This is a genomic window from Candidatus Kuenenia sp., assembly GCF_039794105.1.
Classification (GTDB): domain Bacteria; phylum Planctomycetota; class Brocadiia; order Brocadiales; family Brocadiaceae; genus Kuenenia.
Genome location: NZ_JBDIWA010000003.1, coordinates 23817 through 45673, shown reverse-complemented (window position 1 = coordinate 45673; position 21857 = coordinate 23817). Strand labels below are relative to the sequence as shown.

Below are 21857 nucleotides of genomic sequence, written 5' to 3'. Positions count from 1 at the left end.
GGTTTAGTGCTAATATTATGTTTTTAAATACTATGTTAAGTATAATAATATAAATAAGATAAATGTTTTTTTTCACTTATTTATTAATAATGTTTATAATAAGTAAATAAACTGAATCCTTTTGTACACATTGTATCGTTTTTGCCAAAAAGAGGAAAACAATGGCGAAGCAATCATTTTCCCTGAACTATTTTCAAACTGGTTTTTTATGATTGAAAGAAAAACAGACTTAATAACCGCGTGTTTTTTCCATAATTTATTAGAATATAGCGAAATTCGCCATTTTATAACTACCAGGATGGATGGTTATAGTCATAAACCTTATAATTCCCTAAACTTAGGGTTTCACGTAGGCGATAATTCAAATACTGTTGTAGAAAATCGAAAACGTCTGGCAAATTCACTGGGTATTCCGCTGGAAAATTTTACTACATCACAACAGATACATACGGATAATATCGAGATTATATTTGAGAACCGTCGTGGTTGTGGTGCTAATGATTATAAAACGGCAGTAGCTGCGGTGGATGCAATGGTTACATCTGTTCAAAATATTTGCCTTATGGTGCTCGTAGCAGATTGTGTGCCTGTTCTTTTTTTTGATGTGAGGAAAAAAATAATTGGAGCTGTACATGCGGGATGGAAGGGAACTGTTCATCGGATATCGCAAAAAACAGTGATGTTGATGAAAGATAAATTTGGGAGTTCGGGGGATGATATCCTTGTTGGTATTGGCCCTTCAATAGGGCCGTGTTGTTACCAGGTAGATATAGCGACAATCGTTAAGAGTAATAACGATTTAAAAGAGAAAAGTGATATAGTTTTACAAGAAAAACATGATGGCAAAGGGTATTTTGATTTATGGACAACGAATAAATTACAGCTTATAAAAATGGGTATCCCGGAGAAAAATATAGAAATAGCTAAAATATGCACTTCCTGTAATAATGCTCTTTTTTATTCCTATCGAAAAGAAAATGGGAGAACAGGAAGATTTGGTGTGGGAATTATGATCAATAATCGTTAATTTTTATCACAAAAAACCCCCTACCTGCAAAAGCGACCTGGGAATTAGGGTCACACCTTGATTAGTGATTAATTTGTTTTTCAGGCGACTTATTCATGGGCGCATTCCCGTTTTTTTGTAAAAAGCATATTATTTATGTAGGATGGGTCAAGCGAAGCAGACCCATCAATCACATTTTCATTTATTTTGATGGGTGCGTTGACGCTTCACCCATCCTACTCTGAAATGATGTGTTACAAAAAATCTGGAATGCACCCCTTATTCATGGTATTTGTAAAACGCTGGAAGTATAGTACGACATAATTTAATTTGACAATGTAGTCCCTCAAAAGTATAATCCCACCGAAATGAAATAAGACGAGTTCTTTTTTATAAATGATTTTTTGGTTGCAGGTATTCTTAACAAGCTGCTTGTTAAGAATAAAAGGGAATCCACGCCTCATTTAGTTGAGGATTGGAGCGGACCCGCCGCTGTAACCGGGGACGAACATCATGATAAGCCACTGGAAAGCCGCAGCTTTCCGGGAAGGTGTGATTAGTAGAATGATCCGGGAGCCAGAAGACCTGCCTGCAATCGCTTCACGATGTCTTCGATGGTAAAGAGGGTGAAGGGTATATATAATATCAATGCTTGTATTGTATGGGCAGGTTTTCAAAACCCGCTTGTACCGATAAAAATAGAAAACCCATATCTTCCGTATCGAGGATATGGGTTTTTTTGTTTTTAAGCATCAGGAATTCATTCTTTTTGTAAGGAGTTTATATGTAGTTAATTGTTTAATGAAAAAATAAATTACCCATTACAGGTGTTCCAATATACCCATTGGGACGAAAAGGGAATCCCAACTCCAACTCATTGTGTCAGAAATGAGGAGTAAAGGGAACGGTACCGCCGCTGTATCCGGTGACGAACGTTGCAAAAGCCACTGGAGAACCGCTTCATTAGTTTATACCAATGAGACGGTTTTCCGGGAAGGCGCAATAAGTAGGACGACCCGTCAGTCAGAAGACCTGCCTGTAATGTTTTGCTGAAAACTTCTTCGTCGTAAAGGAGGTGAAGCGTGACGTATGTACTTTAAAAGCCCGTCTCTTCCCAATCCGAAGAAACGGGCTTTTTTGTTTTAATCGCCATTACAAGGGTAGCGCCGTACAAGCGGAGTTTGTCCGCGCCACCCAACCATATCAATATTAAAATGCTATATTAAACGTTTAGGGATTTCAAACTGTTCATGTAATGGCAAGGCACGCTTTGCCACTACATTGTTGAAAATCGCCGAAGTCCTTATTAAGAATAGATACTTTAAAAGCGCTCGTTTCCAGGCTCCGGCTTGGGAACGTAATTGCATTGGAAGCCCCGCTTCCATGGGGAAAGAAGACTACAAATGAAGTGTTTGCTAATTATGTCAATGATTATTGTTGCGCATATTTTTTATGGTCATGCCGAACCATTAGAAGCAATAAAATCGATATCAACGTCAGAAAAAAAAGAAGAAGCAGACGGGATAGATATTTTCGATTGGCCGAAAAAGCAGGATAATCAAGCCGCACAGGAAAAGCGTGTTATCCGCCTCCCCGAAGAGGAAGAAACACAAAAACCTGTAGAAGAAACATATCCCACTGAAGAAAAACGATTTCAAATTGGGCTAAGTAGTACGGCTATTGTTCAGCAGATTTTAAGTGGTGGTGAGAAACGGGCGTTTTTCCCGGAAGGCTCGCTGGATTTATTTTGTCTCTACAAACCCTCAGATCTCACAACATTATTTCTGGATTTAGAGGCAATTGGCGGAAACGGGCCTGACGAACATGCCGACAGTCTTTCCGGTCTTAATGATGATGCTGGCGCATTCCGGTACAATAACGGTACCGATCGCTTATCCATTCGGGAGATGTGGTTTGAGACAAAATTGTTCGGACAACAGGTAAGCCTTGTGGCAGGAAAGATAGATCTGACAAACTACTTTGACAGCAATGCCGTAGCCAATGATGAGACAACCATGTTTATAACCAGCGCCTTTGTAAATAATCTTGCATTAGAAGTGCCGCATAATGGCCCTGGTGCAGTATCTTATTACGAAATGGGAAACGGCTTGAATTTCCGGTTAGGACTGCAAAGTGCAGATAGTGACAATATGGGGCTGGGGATAGGAAAGGGCTTCTACGGAATAGGAGAGGTTGGTTTACACTCCGATAGCCTTTTTGGAAGAGAAGGCAATTATCGCCTTTGGTTTAAAATCAATGGAGACCGGGATGGCAAAAAAGGTATCGGCATAAGCATGGACCAGCAACTTACCCAAAAACTGTTTGCCTTTGCAAGATATGGAATAAATGAGACAAACGGCGCCGATATAAAATATGCATGGAGCACGGGAACAGAATTGCATCAACCTTTTCCCATGCGTGAAAAAGACAGCGCTGCTTTTGCCTTTGGTTATTCAAAAGCAGATGATGGGATTAAAGAATATGCAACCGAGATATACTACCGTTTTGTCCTTAACATGCACGTTGCCATTACGCCACTATTTCAGGCCGTTTTTAACCCCGCCGGGTTAATGGATACTGATGTTGTGACCTTATTTGGCATACGAACACAAATCGAGTTTTAGTGCCTTATCAGTCGGCAATCGGCAATCCTCAGTCCTCAGTCGGCAATTTGACAATTGTTAATTGTCGATTACCGACTGCAGATTGCCGATTGCAGATTGAGGACTGTAACTGAGGGCTGGCAAATGAGCATTTTTACCTTATAACAAAGAAAGGGGGAAGAATTCATGTATTAATACTTAAAAATAATAATCTGTATTCATGTGCAGGAAGCCAGGGAATCCCATCTCGTTATTTCTGAGCAACGGGAGCTGCCCCGCAACTGTAATTGGTGACGAAATCTGCATAATGCCACTGTAAAGCCGTTTAAATTAATGAACGGCTTTTCGGGAAGGCGCGGAAAGTAGGATGACCCGAAAGCCAGGAGACCTGTCTTGCACAACTTCTCATACTATTTTTTTCGAGGGAAAAAGGAGAACACGAGTGAAGCATTTGCTAATCATAGTAACAGGTATTTTAACGCTTGCCTTTTATCAATACCCCGGCGTATCGGCAGCAGGGGAATCAATTCCTGTTTTAAAAGAAGAACAGGAAACAAATGACAGAATACTTACCAAATGGGCGGAAAGGCCGGATAATCAGGCTACACAAGAAAAGCTTATTATCCGCATCCTGGGAAAGGAAGAGATACCCGAAGTAATAGAAGAAGCATATCCTGCCGATGAATTCAAATCAATTGAAACGATTCAAAAACAACCGGACAATGTAAAAAATATCCCAGAGGAGCTAGAGGTATACCCTTTGCCTCCGGTTGAAAAAAAGATACCGCTATCCCATACCACAATACCTTCGCCGGAAACGTCGAAAGACCCACCGCCAAATGATGGAAAAGACAGGCAATGCGAAGATGTTAACGATACGGAAGATACCGTAATAACACCGACACGGACGAAACAGTTGTCTAAGAATGTTGGCAGTTCTTTATCAATCATTACACAAAAAGACATTGAGAATAGCAAGGCACCGCTGTTGCTTGATGTTTTGCGTCAGGCGCCAGGGATTGAAGTTACAAGAACTCAGGGGATAGGCGGAACTACAAGCTTGTTCATAAGAGGGGCGTCAGCCGCGCATACCCTCGTATTTGTTGATGGTGTTCAGATGAATAGTCCCACATCCGGGGTTTTTAATTTTGCAAATCTTTCCACGGACAACATTGAGAGAGTAGAAATCCTGCGTGGACCTCAAAGCACCCTGTATGGCTCTGAAGCGATTGGCGGTGTTGTTAATATTATTACAAAAAAAGGGGCAGGCGATAACAAAGTTACCCTTGGAACCGAGTACGGGATGCGCGATACCTACAGGGAAACTGTTAACGTTTCAGGAGGAAAGGAGAATTTTGATTATTCAGTGGGAGGTTCCTACCTAAAAACCCTCGGAATATCCGCTGCCAGCAGTGGAAGTGAGAAGGACGGTTACAAGAATCTTACCGGTTCTGCACGGCTGGGATGGAATTTCCTGGATAACGGGAGGGTTGATACAACAATAAGGGGGTCTCACTCGGATTTTGAATATGATGCGTTTGGTATCGCTGGTCCGGTAGACGACCCTGATCGACGCCAGACTACAGACGAGATTCTCTTCTCTACAAAGGTTAGTAAAACTTTTTTTGGTATATGGACTCCATCGTTTCTCGTCTCGGTCAATGATACAGAACTGAAAGGCTTTGATTCTACTGACGAGTCGGGAGAGTTTCTCATTCCTACAAGAGTCTGGAGGGTGGAACATCAATCAGACTTCTCTCTGCTTGACTTTGATACGGTGACCATAGGTTACGAATATGAAGCGTTGGAAGGTGAAAACGAGGGTACGTTTGACAAGCAAACCTTTAGGAATAATGCTGTCTTCTTACAAAACCAAATAGAATTGTTTGAATCATTGAACTGGACAGCCGGACTGCGTTATGACGATTATAGCACATTTGGGAACAACCTTACCTACAGAACAACCGCGTCTTACAATATCGAGGAAATCAGTACGCGGTTTCATGGGTCGTGGGGAAAGGGTTTCCGGGCGCCTAGTATAAACGAACTATTTTTCCCATTCTTCGGCAATCCCGACCTTAATCCAGAAGAAAGTAAGGGCTGGGACTTCGGCGTTGAGAAAGAGATTCTCAAAGATAAATTAACCATGGATGTTACCTATTTTGAAAACGACTTCACAAATTTGATTACCGCTGCAATACAACCCGACGGTAGCTACCTGGCAGAAAACGCTGCCAGGGCAGAGTCACAGGGCATTGAAACCATTCTAACCTATAGACCATTTACCATACTTTCATTTACCGGAACGTACACGTATACAGAAACCAGGGACAGAGAAAAAAAACAGCAACTGCCACGCAGACCTGAAAACAGAGCAACGATTGGGATTAACACCAATCCCATTGCAAAATTAAATATCAACGTAACAGGGATAATGGTAAGGGACAGAATAGACAGCAATGGAACGAAGATGGACAACTACTGGACGGTCAATCAGGCGACTCGCTATGACGTCACAAAGTTTATGGCTGCGTATGTCAGGTTCGAAAACCTTTTTGATTATGATTACGAAGAGGTAACAGGCTTTGGTTCTCTAGGTTTTACAGCGTACGGGGGAGTGGAATTCAAGTTTTAAAATACGAAAATGCAAGAAGAACCGTTTGTTTAATGGACATTAAGATAAGGAGGAGCAACAACTATGAAACACTTAAGAAGAATGTTAGGAATGTTTGTTATTTTTGTGCTTTTACCCGCAACGTTCGGCGCTAACCAGAGCATAACGGTAGAAATTGATTATGGAGGGTTACCGCAAAGCCGTAAAGTAGAAACAAAATGGAAACAGGGCATTACTGTATTAGAAGCGCTTCAATCTGTTGCGAAGATTGAAACAAAACAATCTGGCGAGTTCATTTTTGTTAATTCTATTGACGGTGTTGAAGGGCAAAGGGGTGATATGGCGTGGTATTACGACATCAATGGTAAACGCGCAACATCTCTTGCCTATAAACGCATTCTCAATGAAGGAGATCGTATGAGATGGGAATATACTAAAGATGTTTGTTCTCCGCGAAGGAGTGATCAATGAAAAAATGTGTGATGATAATCGTATTTACCGTGTTTGTTCTCTATCTTCCTTTTTCTCTCGCAGAAGAAACCAAGCCGGTAAAATACACTTTTCTTGTTGGAAACTACCTGACTCCTACGGTCGTTAAAGCGATAAAAGGCATCTGGACAAAATATCCATCTTTGAAAAGCCGGGTAAATTTTGAACTCATTAGTAAGACTGATTTGGGTACTAACTTTGATCCTCATGAGATAGAGGATTCCGACATCATTGTTATTGACATCATGGGTATACGGATTTCAACTTCAACACAATCGGGTTTTGATGATGATGTAATCCGGAAGGCTATTTCCAATGGAGCGCGTATATTACCAATTAACAAATCGGCAGGATTAGATAAGGAGTACATTGAACTGGGGTTTACTTATGATGAAGGGTTTCGTTCGTATTTTGATTGCGGAGGGATTGAGAATTTTCAGAATATGGTACTATTCTCCCTGGCAAAATATGCCAATATTTCTGAAATTAAACCGGCGTCACCCATGAAACGGCTGAAAAACAGTTACTACCACCGTCACATTTCGCAGGAGATGTATTTTGAAACGTTTGAGGAATACGAAGGCTGGTATAGAAAGTCTGGCTATTTTAAGGAAAATGCGCCATGGATCGCAGTTCTGACTTACTCCTCTTTTTGCGAACAAAACCAAAATGGAGTAGAAGATGACATAATTCGCAAACTTGAAGAAAAAGGATTTAATGCATTTGTAGCGTTCGGTTACCCTGAGGGGGCAGTCGCTGAAAAACTATTAGTTGATGACAGAGGGAATTCAAGGGTTTCCGGTATACTTTCTTTTTTATTTCGTTTTTCAGATTTTAAGGCGACGGATTCGTTAGAGAAATGCGGAGTGCCGGTAATCAACCTGATTACCGTTTATGGAAAAGACGGAAAAACATGGGAGAACGATCCTGAAGGTTTGAGTTCTTTGGAGGTAAGCTGGCAGTTGGCTATTCCTGAAATTGCCGGACTTATACAACCTACGGTTGTTTCATATCGAATTCGTGAAAAAGATGATGAAACGGGCTTTTTTATCGAACAACGAAAATCCATACCTGAGCGTATTAATCGGGCTGTCGACCGTATAAAAGCATGGATCAATTTACAAAGAAAAAATAATTCTAATAAAAAGGTGGCGATATTCTACTGGAACTATCCGCCGGGAAAACAGCATATCGGCGCAAGTTATCTTAACGTCTTTGCCAGTATAGAGAATGTCTTAAAGATGATGAAGGAAAATAAATATGATGTTGGCAATGAAACGATTGATAAAGAAATACTCCTTGAAAATTCCCTGAGATTCGGGAGAAACGTGGGAAATTGGGCGACAGGCGAACTTGATGAGATAGTTAAAAACAGGAAATGTGTATTGCTGCCTCTGGAGGAGTATCAAAAATGGGTGAGGAATTTACCTGCAAATTTTATAAAAGACGTTAATAAGGATTGGGGAACGGTTGAAGAATCCAATGTGATGATGTGGACTGACCCGAAGCAAAGAAAAAAATATATGGTTATTCCTGCAATACAACGTGGAAACGTTGTCATCCTCCCGCAGCCGGTAAGAGGCTGGCTGCAAGATAAGGAAGCCATGTATCATAGCAAAGACCTGTCGCCACACCATCAGTATCTGGGCGCCTATTTATGGCTGAAGCATGGCTTTGGCGCTGACGCGGTCATTCATTTTGGCACGCATGGCACACATGAATGGTTGCCGGGGAAAAGCAACGGCCTCTCTGGTGACGACCCGCCGGAGGCATTGATTCATGATTTGCCGGTCATTTATCCTTACATCGTGGATGATGTTGGCGAGGGACTTGTAGCTAAACGGCGGGGCGCTGCGGTTGTGATAGATCATATGATACCTCCGCTAAAAAAAGGAGGACTCTACCATGAATATGCAGAACTTGAAGAACTGATCGGTGACCACGACCTGTCTCTTGAACAGGATGCCGCACTTGCAAGGCAATACATGAAAAATATCATAAAAAAGATTAAAGAGCTGGGACTTGAGAAAGACATAGAAATTGGAGAGTGCCTGAATATTGATACCCATAGCGATGGTCAGCATAAGTTTGATCATGAAGTCATTCATAAGATAGGGGAATATCTTCAGGAACTGAAGCAGCTTAATATGCCTTACGGATTGCATACATTCGGCAATGCGCCTGATAAATTGCTTCGTTCGTCTACCATTCAGGCGATAAAAGAAGTTGCTAAAGATATTCCTGCCGATGAACTGGACAAAAATATTCAGGAAGGCGCGAAACGGGAATTGTCCAATATGATAAAGTCAATGAATGGGCAATATATACCAACGGGAACGGGAAATGACCCTGTAAGGAATCCGGGTTCACTACCAACCGGGAAAAACTTTTATGCCTTTAATCCGGATAAAATTCCAAAAAAAGAGGCCTGGCAGGTGGGCGTTAAATTGACTCAGGAGCTACTCGATAATTATCGGGCAAAAAATGACGGGAAATACCCCGAAAAACTTTCCTTTGTTATCTGGGGTACGGAAACGATACGCCATGAAGGAGTACTGGAATCTCAGATCCTCTATTTGTTAGGAGTTGAGCCTATCTGGAATGAATGGGGGAAGGTGACAGGTATTAAAATCATTCCTAAAGAAAGGCTGGGCCGTCCGAGAATTGATATAGTCGTTTCTTCTGCCGCAGAAGAGATGTTTGGGCAGTTGACCCAATACATCGACCAGGCCGTTCAAATGGTAAAGATGCTTGATGAGGAAGATAATTGGGTTCGGCAACATATCGGGGAATTAACTAATAAATTAATTAAACAAGGCTTGCCGCAAAAGAAGGCCGAACAATACGCGGCTATTAGAATCTTTGATGAAGCCCCTGGTCGTTATGATTTGAATGTTTCAAGAATCGTGAGCGCAAGTGGAAGTTGGGAAGATGATTCTGTCGTAGCGGATGAATATCTGAAACGGATGAGTTGTGGGTATGGGAACGGTTTGTGGGGAGAACCGATGGAAGATGTCTACAAAATGGTGTTAAGCGGAACCAGGATGGTTGTTCACAGCCGTTCTACCAATCTGTACGGAACTGTTGATAATGATGACTTTTTCATGTACGCAGGAGGACTTACCGCTGCAATCAGGGAACTGGATGGAAAGTCACCTGAATTGGTCGTTACAAATATGATGAATCCGGCCAAACCGGAAATGACCCCGATCGACAGGATGATGGGTATGGAGTTACGCTCACGCTATTGGAATCCGGAATGGATTGAAGGAATGAAGAAGGACGGTTTTGAAGGGGCAAACAAGATGGCTGAATTTGTTGAAAACATGTGGGGATGGCAGGTCACCGTACCAGAGACAATAGATGCCGCCCGTTGGGAAGAGACGTTTGAGGTCTATGTCGAGGATAAATACGGAATGGATTTAAAGGAATTTTTCAATAAGAAAAACCCTTATGCGTATCAAGCCGTTACGGCCAGAATGCTGGAGACTATACGAAAAGGATACTGGCAGCCGACGGAAAAAGTCAAACAAACCCTGGCGAAGGAATATGCAAAAACAGTAATAGAACACGGCGTGGCATGTTGCGAAAACACATGCAATAATCCGGCCTTCCAGCAATACGCAACGGATATTCTAAATACCCCAGGCCTTGTAAATCCAGATACCTTGATTCAGTATGCAGAAGTCTTAAAAACAGCTACCGGTAAATCACTAAACGAAAGAAAGGTAGAGATGGACAGGATTGCGTCTATGCCAAAACCTGTCCCTGGAAGTATTGAACAGAAAAAGGATACCGGACAAACACCGGAGAAAGAAAATATTGAAAAAACCGATGAATGGAAATTGGAAAACGATGCTTTTGAAAATACCGAAATAGTTAAAGGGATGGAGATGGCAGAGGTAAAAACGAACGAAGACAAAATAATCCTTAATCAATCAAACAGGCTTTGGGTTGGTATTGCAGTGGTGTTGGGAGGCATCGGTTTTTTCGTTTATGGATGGACAAGGAAAAGGTTTTAACAAAAGGATAAAAAATATGAACCCTATCGACCGATCTATCTGCGGGTTCAAGTTTGTAACTTGAACCCAACGTTTTATATTGTAGATTTAACCATCGATTGTATATCGTGCTACTATCAATATTAAATTATGGGTTCAGGTTGGAAACATGAACCCGCCGGGATCTGAATCAACCTGGGATGTTTTTCAGGAGAAAATATGAAACTAATTAATCTATTGCAAAGTATTCTTTCTGTGATTTCATCAGCGATGCTCTATCCTGTCATGATTCTATTGGTCGTTCTTTTTGTATGGATGATCATCACCACAGGAGAATTTTTTTCGGAATATCGGAAGAGAAAGAAACATACCCTTAAACGGGAAATGAAAGAAATAATTGAATCACTCATCGAATCATTATCTCAAAAAACACCGGAGATATCCCCTTTTTTAAAAAGAGAGATGCCTGCTTACTTCAGGGAATTTCTAGGGGAATTTATCGATGAGTTAAAGGGGGATAAGGACGCCAGGGGAATTCGTATTGAATACCTGCTGCAAAGCAAGGAACAAAAAATGGCCAGGAGTTTAGATAAACTACGGCTCATGATCCGTATAGGCCCCACACTTGGATTAATGGGAACTATAATTCCTATGGGTCCTGCCCTGTCCGCTTTGTCAAAGGGCGACCTTGAAAGGTTATCAAGCAATATCATTATTGCCTTTACCACAACCGTAGTGGGATTAGCGATAGGGATTACTGCCTATTTTCTTTCGATGATGAAAAACAGGTGGATTCATGAGGATATAAAAAACATTGAGTATTTTACTGAAGGTATTATGAAAAATAAGGAGGAGCCAACCACTGGTGGTTTTGGAGGATAAACAGAAGGAATAGCGAAATTTCCCCTTTTTTTTGTCCCGCCACGGTGAGCCGTTACAGAAATGAAATATCTGAAAAAAAGACGAATGGTTATAGGAAAGGAAGCAGACCTCCATCAGGAAGATCCCATGTCAGGCGTGGCTAGTCTGTTTGACGTGGGATTAGTATTTATTGTAGGCCTTATCGGTTCCTTAATCAGCGCTTACAGCCTGCTTGATTTCCTCCAGCCCAAAACAGAAATTACGATGGTCAGGAAAAACGAAAATGGCCAGGTAGAGATTGTTACTAAAAAGGGTAAACAGGTAAAAATTGAAAAAGTTACCCATAAGCAATTACAAGGAGAAGGCGCCCGGCTCGGGATAGCATATCGGTTAAAAGATGGAAAAGTAATATATGTGCCAGAGGGGTCTGAATAGGTAACACTTTATTTTTTTGAAAAATTAGAAACGCTCGTTTCCAGTCTACGCAGACTGGGACAAATGAACTTTTTTGCCTACAAAGTGGGGAGGAACAGCTATAAACTCCCGTTTTTGTGCCTATTTTGTTGCCTTTTACCAACAAAGGGGGGATAATACCCACAAAATAAAGCACAATTGCCCATTTGTCACAGTCTGTCCTGTTTGGGGACGTAATGGCACTGGAAACTATATTCTCAGCGGTAAATCTTGTATTTTCTCCAACTCAAACAAAAAATATACAACCTCCATCATATAAATATTCGTCGGAAAGGCAGATAATCTCTAGACCAAGATTCAATAAGTGTTCTTTCAGTCGCTGCCCGTCCGCGTGCAGCCCGATATTTCCATTAAAAAATATGCTTTTCCCCAACACACCTGCTGCGCCTCCGATAAATCCGTTTTTATGATTCCGTATGCGTATTTCTTCGGGGTTAAAATAAAAACAGGAAAAGCCCTTTCCCAACAATACCTTTTCTATACCCCTGTCAGAGGTGATATAGTTGTTTCCGTACAAATGGACAAGGCTGCATCGTGTATAGGCCTGAGGCAATTGAATAAACTCTTTCTCTCTGTTTACTTCTAAAATTATAGGGTCAGTATATCCAGGCTTGTGAAATAAGAAATCAGGCGTACCTAGGCAGTTATATTGGACGCTGTTGCCTAGATCATTTCCTACATCCATTTTTCCTTTTAGATAGGCAATACTATGGCGCTCTAAAAATTTGAATAACCCAACCGGTGCATTTGGAGCAACCACAAGGTGGTCGTTATCCTGGTAGAGGAAAATATCCGGATGCCCCGAAATGGAATCGTACGTCAGTCCGTTCGTTTGAAACGCAAAGACGTCCTCAACATATCCCTTTAACGTGATGACCACCTTTTTTGACGATCTGGAATCAATTATCGCAAACATCTATTTGATACTGAGAAAATGTATGGTTACTAGCAAACTGAACAGTATACCCCCTTGATTGTAATTGCGCCTTGTTGGCCTGCTTGTACCCTATAGCATAATGTATCTGCTTATCGGAAACAGATATCCTGATGTTACTCGATGTATTTTCCTTCAATTTGGCATGAATGATCTCTTCCCATATCTTTGTCATAACCATTTCCTTAAAAGCAGGATGAAATGGCCCGTCTATCAGGGATTTTCCGGAAACAAGCTCATCGGACGGATGCAGTCCCATCCGTATGACGGATACGTTGTTCCTTTCAAATATACGCACAAGATCCTTTGTCCACCCTACCGCCTGTTCAAGTGATAACGGAATATACTTCCCCTCCCGATACCGCTTTTCCAGGGCGGTTCCCTTCACAATAATTGCGGGATAAATTCTCGTATTACGGGCGCCGAAGGAAACGATATCGTTGGCGGTTTGAATAGACCGTTCGTAACTGTCTTCCGGCAGGCCTATCATCATCTGAAGGCCAAGTTCGAAACCATATGTGCGGATCATCCGGGAGGCATTTTGAATATCTTCGGGGGTATGCCCGCGTCCTGATTGATTTAAGACATTCTGGTTGGTGGACTGCGCACCCAGCTCAATGGTAGTTACGCCGTATTTCTTCAGCAATTCAAGGATGGTTTCATTGATATAGTCGGGTCTGGTTGACAATCTGATGCCCGATACCTTCCCGTTTTTAACAAACCCGAAGGCCTCTTTCAGATACTGTTTCTGAAGATCAACAGGTATCCCCGTAAAACTTCCGCCAAAAAAGGCGATGTTTATGATTCTGTTTTCGGGTATTGTTTCAAGGTATTGTGCGACAATGTGCCGAATCTCTTTTGGCTGCGGGATGGAATACGTTCCGCTTATTTTCGCCTGATTGCAGAAGACACATTGGTGCGGGCAGGCAAGCTCCGGGATAAATATAGGTATATTAGAATGTTTTTTCACGATAACCTCGCAAAAGTGTATTATAATGTTTACCATACCATTATTTAATAGTATAGGAATTTTCATTTTTTTAATGCATGTTTGCGGGCAAGTGTTGTTTTAACATATTTATTTGTTAGCGGATATGATAGCCGCCACATGTAGTGGCAAGGCGTGCCTTACTACGACCTTAAATGTTTAACGATTTCAATATTTTAAGTTAAGCAATGAACAAACCCACCCCTCAATCACCTCTTGTAGAGATGCACGGCCGTGCGTCTCTACATCAAATTTCCTTCTTGAGAGGGGTTTGGGGGTGGAGTCCTTTTCAAATACCGGGACAATAATAAATGTCAAATGAGTTGTAGAGGCAGGTTTTAAACCTGTCTCTACGGTTGTAATTCTATATTCCTTGTTCTGCGGTGCGATATTCTCTTTTCATCATACTAAAATGACGGATTACAAAAAATCGGGAATGCTCCCGTAACAATTTAGTATTTTGAAAAATTCCTACATTGTAGTGCGACGAACCTCGTCGCACTACAAATGACAATTTCCGGTTGTCATTAGAATTTGTTTCGTATTTCGTGCTTTGTGCTTGTTTAGTTCTGGTTATGCCAGCTTAGGAAATTAGTGAAAGATACTATTCATTCGTCTGTACAAAGAAAAGGAAAAAAGGTAAAAAATGCATAACACTATTATCAAAACATTTTTAATTATATTCAGTTGTTGTGTTGTTGCATTTGGTAATGATTATTACGTTGCTACGAATGGCAATGATAACAACCCGGGTTCGTTTTCTCAACCATGGAGAACTATCCAAAAAGCCGCTGACACGGTTGAAGCCGGAAGCAATGTGTATGTAAGGGGCGGCAGTTATAATGAGGCGGTAACCATTAATGTTTCCGGTTCTGCTGAAGGAGGATACGTTAATTTTCAGAATTATGCGGATGAGGCGGCTGTGATAGACGGAACAGGCATTACTGTTTCAAAAACGAATAACGGTTTGTTCCTCATTGAGAATCGGAGTTACATAAGCATACAGGGTTTCGAGATCAGGAATTATAGCGACACTAGGACAGATATTGTCCCTGTTGGCATCCACATTAGAGGAGCGGGAAGCAACTATCAGATTGTAAATAATCGGATACACGACATAGCAACCAATGCTGAGGTTGATGACCACCTCTCAGGCGCTGATGCACATGGTATTGCATTTTACGGAACGTCAGATACCGATTCTCTCAGCAATATTACCGTTGAAGGAAATGAACTATACGACCTAAAACTGGGATCAAGCGAAGCCCTTGTATTAAATGGGAACGTCGAAGATTTTACGGTAACCGGCAACATAGTCCATGATATTAACAATATCGCCCTTGACTTTATTGGCTTTGAGAATGATTCTGCCAATAGTGAATTTGATCAGGCACGTAACGGGGTGGTTAGTAACAATACCATTTATAATGTATCATCATACGGGAATCCGTCATATGGAAATGAATACAGCGCCGGGGGGATATACGTTGATGGCGGCAGGTATATTGCCATAGAAATGAATACCGTTTATTCGTGTGATATAGGAGTGGAAATAGCAAGTGAACATAAGAATAAAGCTACCAGCAACGTTACCGTGCGGAACAATTTCCTTTTCAACAATAGAATGACGGGTATTGCCATGGGGGGATATGATAAGAAACGCGGCAGTACCGAAAATTGTACCATAATCAACAACACCTTATACAACAACGATACCTTGCAGGACGGAAATGGCGAGATCACATTATCGTATGATACCCGAGACAATATAATAAAGAATAATATTTTGTATGCGAACGAACAAAGTCTTTTTATTAGTAATGAGTTTACTGAAAATACCGGCAACGTGGTTGACAACAATTTATATTACGCCACCGCAGGGAAAAAAAATAGCGAGTGGTATTGGAAAAACGAAGGATATACAGGCTTTAAGGAATATAAGACAGAGACTGGAAACGACCGGAACTCCCTCTTTAAAGACCCCGAATTTACAAACATCGATGATGCCTTTGATCTTCATATAACGTCGGTTTCTCCGGCAATAGATGCAGGGGAGAAAATACCTGGAACAGGTGACTACGATATAGACGGGGAAAAGAGGATACAAGGCGTCTCGATTGACATTGGCGCGGATGAATACAGCGGCCAGGAAAATAATGGTACGGCGACTGATGAGACAGGCCGTATTTCCGGAAATGTAAAAGATGGAGATAACAATCCCGTAGAATCGGTAAAAATAAAGATCAAAGGTAAGAATAGCGGGAAAAAAGAGAAAACGATTACCGATGAGGAGGGATTATTTGAATTTAATAATTTGATATCCGATACATATAAAATCACTGCAAAGAAAAAAGGTTATTGGGAAACAAAACAAACGGCACAGCTTAATGAAGGTGAAGATCTTGAGGTGCAGATCAGAATAGAAGAAAAATAGTATAGCTAAAAGCATCTACTTCTCCGCAATTTGCCTAACGTCAGCTTCTCTCCCTGTCCCCATTTCTTTGAAGTAATTCTGCTATGAATTGGATACAGACTTCTGAAAACATGTAATGATTGTATGTTAAATGACCCCGTATACTTAATAAAAATCAATGGGCATGCGCCTGCCGATGCTCATAAAGTCAGGCCAGCCAAAAACACGTAGCACGGATTTTTGTTATGAGCAAAAGAACACAGGAGAAAATTTTACATGAGCAAATCTCTCACAAAAAAAGAATTTATACAAAGGCTTGCGGTAAGGATGAACACGGACGAAAAAACGGCCACTGGTTGGGTGGATGGAGTAACCGACACACTTTATGAAACATTCCGGGAAGGACAAGGCGTTTCGTTGACAGGTCTGGGAAGTTTTTATATGCGGAAATGTGGGCACTCGCAAGTATTTAAATTCAATCCCAGTCAAAAATTAAGAAAATTACTGGGATGGTCATCTTCCTATACTGGAGACATCTTACACAACCTGTGGAGCTTGGGAACGAGAATGGAGTTAGGCCTTCGGCGACTTTTGACTGAATAAACAAAACGGGGAGACGCATGCAATGCGTCTCTACAGGAGGGGATTGAGGGGTGGGTAAAAATTAATGCCGTTAAGTTTTTGTCTTTTAAAACCCAACCCAATTTAAATACGTTTTTAAAAGACTAAATTGCTACAAAAATAATTATTTCTTTACTTTTTTATAAAGCGCAGATATAAGCAATTTATAATAAATCATACAAAAAGAATTTTTTCGCTTCAATTTAGTCCGAAAATAGATTTTCGTCCTCGTTTGTGACCATTATGGGTCATGAAGGTTTCACTTGTAATTGTCTTTTCGATCAAAGGGAGAAATCCTGAAGATTCCTCGTTATGTTCGGAATGGTTGACGAAGGGGAATATCATCCTCCTTTGTGACCGAAAGTAATGGATTTTTCATAGAGAGAAAACTATTAATAGCACATTTCTGGCATACCCATTATATAAACTGTCCGTACCTTTTATCATTTCTTTTACATATTTCACAGGGATAAACTGTTTTTACATGATTCAAGAGATTACATTAGAACATCTGGACGAATTGGAAGAACTGGAAAATAAGAGTTTTACCACAGATAAGCTGTCGCGTAGGAATTTTCGTTATCTTCTGACAAAAGCAAATGCAATAACCCTTGCGGAGATAGTCGATAATGCCATTCGGGGCTATTCAATCATACTCTACCATACCGGTACATCATTAGCCAGGCTCTATTCGTTTGCAGTGGACCCTGATTTTAGAAATCAGGGTATTGGCAAACAACTTCTCGGGGCTTCAGAGAAAGCCGCAATTGATTACGATTGTATTTCTATGAGGCTTGAAGTGAGAAAAGACAATTATAACGCAATACAGTTTTACAAAAAAAACGGATATAAACAAATAGGGGTTATTGAAGATTATTATGAGGATCATATGGATGCTATTCGCTTCGAAAAGCTTTTAGCGCCCCATCTTAAGCTGGAGATGGTAAATGTTCCTTATTACAGGCAGACATTAGATTTTACTTGCGGCCCTTCAGTATTGATGATGGCAATGAAGGCGCTGGACCCCTTTGTAGAGATAAACCGTCAAATGGAATTAAGGATTTGGCGTGAATCTACTACCATTTTTATGACGTCGGGGTATGGCGGCTGCGGGCCTTACGGCCTTGCGCTAGCTGCTTTTCGAAGAGGTTTTGACGTTGAAGTGTATGTAAATGAAAGCAGTGCGTTTTTTATTGATTCGGTAAGAAGCCTTGATAAAAAAGAGGTGATACAACTTGTTCAGGAAGATCTTCTTGAAGAACTTCGTCAATTACCTATCGAATTAAAGTATAAAACATTAAGCGTGTCCGAAATTCAGGAAAAGTTTGATAAAGGCGGTATTCCTATTGTCCTGATAAGCTCTTACCGAATTTACCGTGAAAAATTTCCTCACTGGGTAGTCGTTACCGGCTTTGATGAAAAATATATTTATGTGCATGACCCATTTGTAGATGTAGAGGTTTATAAAACAGAAACAGACTGTATTAACATGCCCATTTTGAAAAAAGATTTTGAACGGATGGCAAAATATGGAAAATCAGGGCAAAAATCGGTAATCATTGTAAAAAAGAAAAAGGCAAATAACCTCTCTTAATAGGAATATTCAGGAGACATACCGTGAAATTATTATATAACCTTATTTTGGAATAATTATTATCTATCGATAAAAAACAATGGCAACGCATATTGTGTTAGTGGAAAATTATAAGGATTGGAATCCTCATTATTCTGAGGCATTAGTAGTGACAGCAAAAGATTATGTAGCACACCAGGAATATTTGAAAATAAAAGATATAAAAATTGTTAATTTATGCCGTAGCTACCGGTACCTGAGTCTCGGCTATTATTGTTCGCTACTTGCGGAAGCACGACGGCATAAAGTGGTTCCTTCCGTAAAAACGATCAATGATCTGAGCAGTAAGTCAATTTATAGCCTCAACGTAGAAGACCTTGACGTATCCATTCAAAAAAGCTTAAAGAAAAGAACGAAACACCTGGCGGAAACCGCAACGTCATTTGATTACATGATATATTTCGGGCAATGTGAAGAGAATGATTTGCAGGAACTTGCACGGCAATTATTCGACATGTTTCGCTGTCCGATTCTCAAGGTAGAGTTTCGTTTTCAGGGCAAGTGGAATATTTTTGCGATAAAACCTTCATACGTGCATAATCTTATGCAAGGGCAGGAGACTATTTTTTTTCAGTCGTTCAATGACTATTTAACAAAACGCTGGCAAACGCCTAAAGTAAAAAGCAAAGAAAAGTATGACCTTGCAATTTTATATAATCCGGCGGAACAATTACCTCCTTCCAACCAACGGTCTCTCCAAAAATTCATCAAGATTGGGAAAAAACTCGACGTTAACGTTGATTTAATTGAAAAAAAAGATTATTCAAAACTAGCGGAATATGATGCCCTGTTTATTCGTGAGACAACAAGGATTAATCATCATACGTTCCGATTTGCGAAAAAAGCAGAAAATGAAGGCATGGTCGTAATAGATGATCCAGATTCAATTGTGAAATGTACCAATAAAGTATATCTCTTTGAAATACTTTCTGCCAATAAGGTACCTGTACCTAAAACGGTATTGTTGCAGAAAAAAGATATTAATAGAATAATAAAAGCGCTAGAATTAAAGTTTTCTTATCCGATTGTTTTGAAAATACCTGATAGTTCATTTTCAAGGGGAGTTGTGAAGGCAGATAACCTTGACGAATTAAAAGAAATAACAAGCCGCCTGTTTGAAGAATCCGATTTGATTCTGGCGCAGGAATTTTTATATACCTCATTTGACTGGCGTATCGGCATTTTAAATCGTGTTCCGATATATGCCTGCCAGTATTTCATGTCGAAAAAACACTGGCAAATCATACAACATGGCCCTGATGGCCGTTTTACCGGGGGAGACTTTAAAACATTTCATGTTGAAGACGTTCCGCAGGATGTTATTTACATTGCCGTAAAAGCTGCAAATCTCATAGGCAACGGATTGTATGGTGTGGATTTAAAGCAGACCGACAAGGGAGTGCTGGTGATGGAGATAAATGATAATCCTACAATTGATATAGGCGTGGAAGATGGCTGTTTAGGCGATAAGTTGTATCGGATTATTATTGAAGAATTCATTAGAAGACTGAATATGAAAAACGGCGAAAAGCATGAAAAATAGGTTTTTTCTGCGATACAAATAATGATATCAGTTATTTTTTATTGTGAAATGAAATAGCCACAAGTTAACAGATAATTAAATAAGCAAAGAGCTATTGAATAAAAGCCATATATTCAAATCCATCCTCACCGCAAACACGGGTTAATTGATTTATGATAGTTTTCTGTTGGGTAAAATTTTCGCGGGGACCTGCAACATAAAATGGTTTTCCGCCCTTTCCAAATTCAATTTCTTCTGCACACTCATTTGGGTCTACATCTCCAAAAAGCATACGCGCTTTCATATAATCAGGATGAGGATTAAACCCCAGATTCTTTGCATAGGAAACACTGCCTTCAACTAATTTTCTTATCCATGAAGGTTCTTTTTCTGCAAATTGAATTTTGTCTTTTAAGTTATGCTGTTCCCTCAATGTATCATTGTATTCAGCTTTAGAAATAACTCTGTAGAATGCGTTTTTGACTCCCAGGCAATATACATCTACCGTAAGTATAATTACAGCTATCTTATCGTTTGGCAGTATCCTGCTGAACAATACATTTCCAATGCCAATATCAAGGATCTCACGACTTACCAGGCACTCATAAACAGGATAGTGAGAAACCTTTTCTGCGTCTATTGCAACAAATGATGATTCATCTTTTGATTTTACCATTTTTTTCGCAATGATGACCTTTCTTTTGGCCTTTTTTCTTTCTATTTTCTTCTGTTGTTTTCTGTCGCTTTTTGACATCTTTCGTTTCCTTAATTATGTTTCAAAATTATTTTTTTCTTCTGGCAAGTTCGCTTTCATAATGTGAGCCAAGTATATCGGCATTTTCCCTCACCCATTCGGTTAGTTTTGTTTTGCCCGCGGGTGGTGCATCAACATAAAGCAGGTTGTCCATGAGACCTTTAATTTCGTCTTTTGTTAACATGACATCATGAACAAATTTACCGATAATAAGAGCGAAAAAATATCCGAAGGCAGGGGGGACAGAAATAAAAGGCCGTTTCTTTCCGATGATACTGCCGATTTCTTCAATTAATTCACGATAGGAAAAGGTTTCAGGGCCAATTGCATTAATAATGGTATTTTCGCTTTTCTCACCTTGCTCTGCCGCTAGTTTGGCAAAATCATCTACGTAGATTGGTTGTAAGCGATAATTACCGTCCCCAAATATACTAAAATAAGGGAACTTTCGCAAAGCCCAGGCAATATTATTGATTAAAATGCCTTCTTTGCCAAACAAGACAGCCGGACGTAAAATAGCATACGAAATACCGGATTCTATAAGGTTTTTTTCGATTATTGCCTTATCCCTGAAATACTCATACGGTGAACTTTCGGAAGGGTTCGTTATACTCGTGTGTACTATTCTTTTTACTCCGGCCTTTTTAGCCGCTTCGAACAGGGCAAAAGTATTTTGTATTGCAGTGGAGTAACCAAAGGTCTTGTAATTAAAACGAACCCAATAGGTGTTGTAGAGCACTGAAACACCACTTAATGATTCCGTAAGTTTCTCTGGCTTGTCAAAATTAAAAGGATACGCCTTTACACTTTCACCAAAAGGGTTAGGGCGATGCAAGGAATTGGTCAGGGTAATGACATTACGCCCGCGGTCTAATAAGTTTCTTGCAATATATCTTCCGGAAAATCCAAATGCTCCGGTAACGGCATGTAATTCGGTACTCATA

At 40.4% G+C, this 21857-nt stretch carries 15 protein-coding genes and 3 riboswitches; of the genes, 11 read left to right on the top strand and 4 right to left on the bottom strand.

From position 1 onward, the window contains the following. The first annotated feature begins 208 nt into the window (after nt 1-208). The 7 genes from pgeF to ABJL82_RS02985 all read left to right on the top strand — a co-directional run bounded on the left by pgeF (nt 209) and on the right by ABJL82_RS02985 (nt 12009). On the top strand, nt 209-1027 hold the full coding sequence (pgeF, locus tag ABJL82_RS03015) for a peptidoglycan editing factor PgeF (RefSeq protein ID WP_347273231.1): 819 nt from the start codon (nt 209-211) through the stop codon (nt 1025-1027). 374 nt (nt 1028-1401) lie between these two features. After that, nucleotides 1402-1614: riboswitch (cobalamin riboswitch) on the top strand. Between the two features lie 200 nt (nt 1615-1814). Continuing rightward, nucleotides 1815-2061: riboswitch (cobalamin riboswitch) on the top strand. A 348-nt stretch (nt 2062-2409) separates the two neighbouring features. After that, a complete protein-coding gene (locus tag ABJL82_RS03010) occupies nt 2410-3630 on the top strand; it encodes a carbohydrate porin (protein WP_347273230.1) in 1221 nt (406 codons plus the stop codon). Nucleotides 3631-3800: 170 nt separating this feature from the next. Beyond that, nucleotides 3801-4020, top strand: a riboswitch (cobalamin riboswitch). 31 nt (nt 4021-4051) lie between these two features. Next, on the top strand, nt 4052-6244 hold the full coding sequence (locus ABJL82_RS03005) for a TonB-dependent receptor (RefSeq protein ID WP_347273229.1): 2193 nt from the start codon (nt 4052-4054) through the stop codon (nt 6242-6244). 63 nt (nt 6245-6307) lie between these two features. After that, nucleotides 6308-6694 (top strand): DUF4430 domain-containing protein, encoded by a 387-nt coding sequence (locus ABJL82_RS03000; RefSeq protein WP_347273228.1) that lies wholly within the window; start codon nt 6308-6310, stop codon nt 6692-6694. Then, the gene (locus ABJL82_RS02995) at nt 6691-10734 is read left to right on the top strand and encodes a cobaltochelatase subunit CobN (protein WP_347273227.1); all 4044 of its coding nucleotides are present in this window, start codon (nt 6691-6693) and stop codon (nt 10732-10734) included. Before ABJL82_RS03000 ends, ABJL82_RS02995 begins: the two co-directional genes overlap by 4 nt. 198 nt (nt 10735-10932) lie before the next feature. Beyond that, nucleotides 10933-11595 (top strand): MotA/TolQ/ExbB proton channel family protein, encoded by a 663-nt coding sequence (locus ABJL82_RS02990; RefSeq protein ID WP_347273226.1) that lies wholly within the window; start codon nt 10933-10935, stop codon nt 11593-11595. Nucleotides 11596-11655: 60 nt separating this feature from the next. Continuing rightward, complete coding sequence (locus ABJL82_RS02985; protein WP_347273225.1) at nt 11656-12009, top strand: DUF2149 domain-containing protein; 354 nt, start codon at nt 11656-11658, stop codon at nt 12007-12009. Between the two features lie 265 nt (nt 12010-12274). Here ABJL82_RS02985 and ABJL82_RS02980 read toward each other — a convergent pair whose 3' ends face one another. Together ABJL82_RS02980 and ABJL82_RS02975 are read right to left on the bottom strand one after the other, a co-directional pair. Continuing rightward, nucleotides 12275-12964, bottom strand: coding sequence for a DUF6873 family GME fold protein (locus ABJL82_RS02980; protein ID WP_347273224.1), 690 nt, complete (start codon nt 12962-12964; stop codon nt 12275-12277). Beyond that, nucleotides 12948-13952, bottom strand: coding sequence for a radical SAM protein (locus ABJL82_RS02975; RefSeq protein ID WP_347273223.1), 1005 nt, complete (start codon nt 13950-13952; stop codon nt 12948-12950). The genes ABJL82_RS02980 and ABJL82_RS02975 overlap by 17 nt, the downstream gene beginning before the upstream one ends. Nucleotides 13953-14616: 664 nt before the next feature. Here ABJL82_RS02975 and ABJL82_RS02970 point away from each other — a divergent pair. The 4 genes from ABJL82_RS02970 to ABJL82_RS02955 all read left to right on the top strand — a co-directional run bounded on the left by ABJL82_RS02970 (nt 14617) and on the right by ABJL82_RS02955 (nt 20180). Further along, nucleotides 14617-16404, top strand: coding sequence for a carboxypeptidase regulatory-like domain-containing protein (locus tag ABJL82_RS02970; RefSeq protein ID WP_347273222.1), 1788 nt, complete (start codon nt 14617-14619; stop codon nt 16402-16404). A gap of 255 nt (nt 16405-16659) precedes the next feature. Next, entirely contained in the window at nt 16660-16986 is a 327-nt protein-coding gene (locus ABJL82_RS02965) for an HU family DNA-binding protein (RefSeq protein WP_347273221.1), read from the top strand. Between the two features lie 502 nt (nt 16987-17488). Next, complete coding sequence (locus ABJL82_RS02960) at nt 17489-18598, top strand: GNAT family N-acetyltransferase/peptidase C39 family protein (protein ID WP_347273220.1); 1110 nt, start codon at nt 17489-17491, stop codon at nt 18596-18598. Nucleotides 18599-18677: 79 nt separating this feature from the next. Beyond that, nucleotides 18678-20180: a RimK family protein gene (locus ABJL82_RS02955; RefSeq protein WP_347273219.1), complete on the top strand. Its 1503-nt coding sequence runs from the start codon at nt 18678-18680 to the stop codon at nt 20178-20180. Between the two features lie 91 nt (nt 20181-20271). Here ABJL82_RS02955 and ABJL82_RS02950 read toward each other — a convergent pair whose 3' ends face one another. Continuing rightward, the gene (locus ABJL82_RS02950; RefSeq protein WP_347273217.1) at nt 20272-20913 is read right to left on the bottom strand and encodes a hypothetical protein; all 642 of its coding nucleotides are present in this window, start codon (nt 20911-20913) and stop codon (nt 20272-20274) included. A 28-nt stretch (nt 20914-20941) separates the two neighbouring features. Next, a complete protein-coding gene (locus tag ABJL82_RS02945; RefSeq protein WP_347273216.1) occupies nt 20942-21856 on the bottom strand; it encodes an NAD-dependent epimerase/dehydratase family protein in 915 nt (304 codons plus the stop codon). Nucleotide 21857 lies beyond the last annotated feature (1 nt).

Excerpts from the sequence above, each read along its gene's own strand:
- pgeF (WP_347273231.1), top strand. The coding sequence starts at position 209 with ATGATTGAAAGAAAAACAGACTTAATAACCGCGTGTTTTTTCCATAAT.
- ABJL82_RS03010 (WP_347273230.1), top strand. The coding sequence starts at position 2,410 with ATGAAGTGTTTGCTAATTATGTCAATGATTATTGTTGCGCATATTTTT.
- ABJL82_RS03000 (WP_347273228.1), top strand. The coding sequence starts at position 6,308 with ATGAAACACTTAAGAAGAATGTTAGGAATGTTTGTTATTTTTGTGCTT.
- ABJL82_RS02995 (WP_347273227.1), top strand. The coding sequence starts at position 6,691 with ATGAAAAAATGTGTGATGATAATCGTATTTACCGTGTTTGTTCTCTAT.
- ABJL82_RS02990 (WP_347273226.1), top strand. The coding sequence starts at position 10,933 with ATGAAACTAATTAATCTATTGCAAAGTATTCTTTCTGTGATTTCATCA.
- ABJL82_RS02985 (WP_347273225.1), top strand. The coding sequence starts at position 11,656 with ATGAAATATCTGAAAAAAAGACGAATGGTTATAGGAAAGGAAGCAGAC.
- ABJL82_RS02980 (WP_347273224.1), bottom strand. The coding sequence starts at position 12,964 with ATGTTTGCGATAATTGATTCCAGATCGTCAAAAAAGGTGGTCATCACG.
- ABJL82_RS02970 (WP_347273222.1), top strand. The coding sequence starts at position 14,617 with ATGCATAACACTATTATCAAAACATTTTTAATTATATTCAGTTGTTGT.
- ABJL82_RS02965 (WP_347273221.1), top strand. The coding sequence starts at position 16,660 with ATGAGCAAATCTCTCACAAAAAAAGAATTTATACAAAGGCTTGCGGTA.
- ABJL82_RS02960 (WP_347273220.1), top strand. The coding sequence starts at position 17,489 with ATGATTCAAGAGATTACATTAGAACATCTGGACGAATTGGAAGAACTG.
- ABJL82_RS02955 (WP_347273219.1), top strand. The coding sequence starts at position 18,678 with ATGGCAACGCATATTGTGTTAGTGGAAAATTATAAGGATTGGAATCCT.
- ABJL82_RS02950 (WP_347273217.1), bottom strand. The coding sequence starts at position 20,913 with ATGTCAAAAAGCGACAGAAAACAACAGAAGAAAATAGAAAGAAAAAAG.
- ABJL82_RS02945 (WP_347273216.1), bottom strand. The coding sequence starts at position 21,856 with ATGAGTACCGAATTACATGCCGTTACCGGAGCATTTGGATTTTCCGGA.